Source organism: Pseudomonas sp. HMSC063H08 (assembly GCF_001813645.1).
Lineage (GTDB): Bacteria > Pseudomonadota > Gammaproteobacteria > Pseudomonadales > Pseudomonadaceae > Pseudomonas > Pseudomonas aeruginosa.
In genome coordinates, this window is sequence record NZ_KV813570.1 from 1 (window position 1) to 2,736 (window position 2,736).

4 protein-coding genes and 1 pseudogene are annotated in these 2,736 nt (G+C 63.0%); all 5 read left to right on the forward strand.

Features of this window, described 5'->3' with window-relative positions; all coding sequences use genetic code 11:
* Positions 1-420, forward strand: a 420-nt coding sequence (locus HMPREF2924_RS26460) for a cbb3-type cytochrome c oxidase subunit I (protein WP_045108235.1), incomplete at its 5' end; no start/stop codon positions are given.
* 14 nt (positions 421-434) lie between these two features.
* Complete coding sequence (ccoO, locus tag HMPREF2924_RS26465) at positions 435-1,046, forward strand: cytochrome-c oxidase, cbb3-type subunit II (RefSeq protein ID WP_003087303.1); 612 nt, start codon at positions 435-437, stop codon at positions 1,044-1,046.
* Positions 1,047-1,051: 5 nt separating this feature from the next.
* A complete protein-coding gene (locus HMPREF2924_RS26470) occupies positions 1,052-1,237 on the forward strand; it encodes a CcoQ/FixQ family Cbb3-type cytochrome c oxidase assembly chaperone (protein WP_003087298.1) in 186 nt (61 codons plus the stop codon).
* Positions 1,234-2,190 carry a cytochrome-c oxidase, cbb3-type subunit III gene (gene ccoP / locus HMPREF2924_RS26475; RefSeq protein ID WP_003087292.1) on the forward strand — a complete coding sequence of 319 codons (957 nt, stop codon included), beginning with the start codon at positions 1,234-1,236 and terminating at the stop codon, positions 2,188-2,190. Before HMPREF2924_RS26470 ends, ccoP begins: the two co-directional genes overlap by 4 nt.
* A gap of 218 nt (positions 2,191-2,408) precedes the next feature.
* Positions 2,409-2,736 (forward strand): annotated as a pseudogene (locus HMPREF2924_RS35655) (cytochrome c oxidase accessory protein CcoG); the annotation flags it as partial.

The following is a 2,736-nucleotide window of genomic DNA, read 5'->3' on the forward strand; positions in this document are numbered from 1 at the left end:
TCCCACTACACCGACTGGACCATCGGCCACGTGCACGCCGGCGCCCTCGGCTGGGTGGCGATGATCTCCATCGGCTCGCTCTACCACCTGATCCCGAAAGTCTTCGGTCGCCCGCAGATGCACAGCATCGGCCTGATCAACGCGCACTTCTGGCTGGCCACCATCGGCACCGTGCTGTACATCGCCTCGATGTGGGTCAACGGCATCACCCAGGGCCTGATGTGGCGCGCGGTCAACGAGGACGGCACCCTGACCTACTCCTTCGTTGAAGCACTGGTCGCAAGCCACCCGGGCTTCATCGTGCGCATGATCGGCGGTGGTTTCTTCCTCACCGGCATGCTGCTGATGGCCTACAACACCTGGCGCACCGTGCGTGCTGCCAAGCCGGCCGAATACGAAGCCGCCGCGCAGATCGCCTGAGGAGCCCGACGTAAATGAAGAACCACGAAATACTCGAGAAGAACGTCGGCCTGCTGGCCATCTTCATGGTGATCGCCGTCAGCATCGGCGGCCTGACCCAGATCGTTCCGCTGTTCTTCCAGGACGTGACCAATACCCCGGTCGAAGGCATGAAGCCGCGTACCGCCCTGGAACTGGAAGGTCGCGACATCTACATCCGCGAAGGCTGCGTCGGCTGCCACTCGCAGATGGTCCGTCCGTTCCGTGCCGAGACCGAACGCTACGGCCATTACTCGGTCGCCGGTGAAAGCGTCTGGGACCACCCGTTCCTGTGGGGTTCCAAGCGTACCGGCCCGGACCTGGCCCGCGTCGGCGGCCGTTACTCCGACGACTGGCACCGCGCGCACCTGTACAACCCGCGCAACGTGGTGCCCGAGTCGAAGATGCCTGCCTACCCGTGGCTGGTAGAGAACAAGCTTGATGGCAAGGACACCGCCACCAAGATGGAAGTCCTGCGCAAGCTGGGCGTGCCTTACACCGACGAGGACATCGCCGGTGCACGTGAAGCCGTGAAGGGCAAGACCGAGATGGACGCCCTGGTGGCGTTCCTTCAAGGCCTGGGAACCTCTATCAAGAGCAAACGGTGAGTGTGATGGATATCGGGACTCTGCGTGGACTGGGCACCGTGGTGATCATGGTCGCCTTCATCGGCCTGGTGATCTGGGCCTACAGCGGCAAGCGCAAGAAGAGCTTCGACGAAGCGACGATGCTGCCCTTCGCAGACGATCCCGAAGCCAAAAAGCACGTCGAGCAAGCTTCTAGGAGTAACAAAGAATGACGACCTTCTGGAGTCTGTACATTACAGCTCTCACCCTCGGCACCCTGCTGGCGCTGACCTGGCTGATCTTCGCCACCCGCAAGGGCCAGCGCAGCAGCACCACCGACGAGACCGTGGGCCACTCCTACGACGGCATCGAGGAGTACGACAACCCGCTGCCGAAGTGGTGGTTCATGCTGTTCGTCGGCACCCTGGTGTTCGCCGTGGGCTACCTGGCCCTGTACCCGGGCCTGGGCACCTGGAAAGGCCTGATGCCGGGCTACCAGTCCGCCGACGAATTCGCCGACAAGGAAAAAGGCTGGACCGGCGTCCACCAGTGGGAAAAGGAAATGGCCAAGGCCGACGAGAAATACGGCCCGATCTTCGCCAAGTTCGCCGCGATGCCCATCGAGGAAGTCGCCAAGGATCCGCAGGCGGTGAAAATGGGCGGTCGCCTGTTCGCCTCCAACTGCTCGATCTGCCACGGCTCCGACGCCAAGGGCGCCTACGGCTTCCCCAACCTGACCGACGCCGACTGGCGCTGGGGCGGCGAGCCGGAAACCATCAAGACCACCATCATGGCTGGCCGCCACGCCGCCATGCCGGCCTGGGGTGAAGTGATCGGCGAGGAAGGCGTGAAGAACGTCGCCGCTTTCGTCCTCACCCAGATGGATGGCCGCAAGCTGCCGGAAGGCGCCAAGGCAGACATCGAGGCCGGCAAGCAGGTCTTCGCTACCACCTGCGTCGCCTGCCACGGCCCGGAAGGCAAGGGCACCCCAGCGATGGGCGCTCCCGATCTGACCCACCCCGGCGCGTTCATCTACGGCTCCAGCTTCGCGCAACTGCAGCAGACCATCCGCTACGGTCGCCAGGGCGTGATGCCGGCGCAACAGGAACACCTGGGCAACGACAAGGTGCACCTGCTGGCCGCCTACGTATACAGCCTGTCGCACGGCGAGAAGAGCGCCGAATAAGCGCTCCCCTCCCCCACGACCCAGACGGCGCCGGCAACCCCGGCGCCGTTTTATTTTGTGCAAAAGAAAAGCGCGAATGGGACAATACGCGACCAAAAGTCGCACAGTTACCGCAAAAAGCCTGATAGATCAGGCGTATAATCAGTAGGCGTGCAACTATTTTCTGACCCTGTCGGCATGTACCGGCCGGGCGCCCCCCACTGCCGTGGTACGCACTGATGAGCAAACAGATTCCCGTTCAAGACGTCACCCCGCCTGCCAAGGGCGACACCAATAACAACGATCTCTACGCCAAGCGCGAGAAGATCTACACCCGGGCCTTCACCGGTATCTTCCGCCGACTGCGCATGGTGGGCGGTGCGGCGCTCTTCCTCCTCTACTTCGGAACCGTCTGGCTCAACTGGAGCGGTCGCCAGGCCGTCTGGTGGGACCTGCCCGAGCGCAAGTTCTACATCTTCGGCGCCACCTTCTGGCCGCAGGACTTCATGCTGCTGTCCTGGCTGCTGATCGTCTGCGCCTTCGGCCTGTTCTTCATCACCGTGTTCG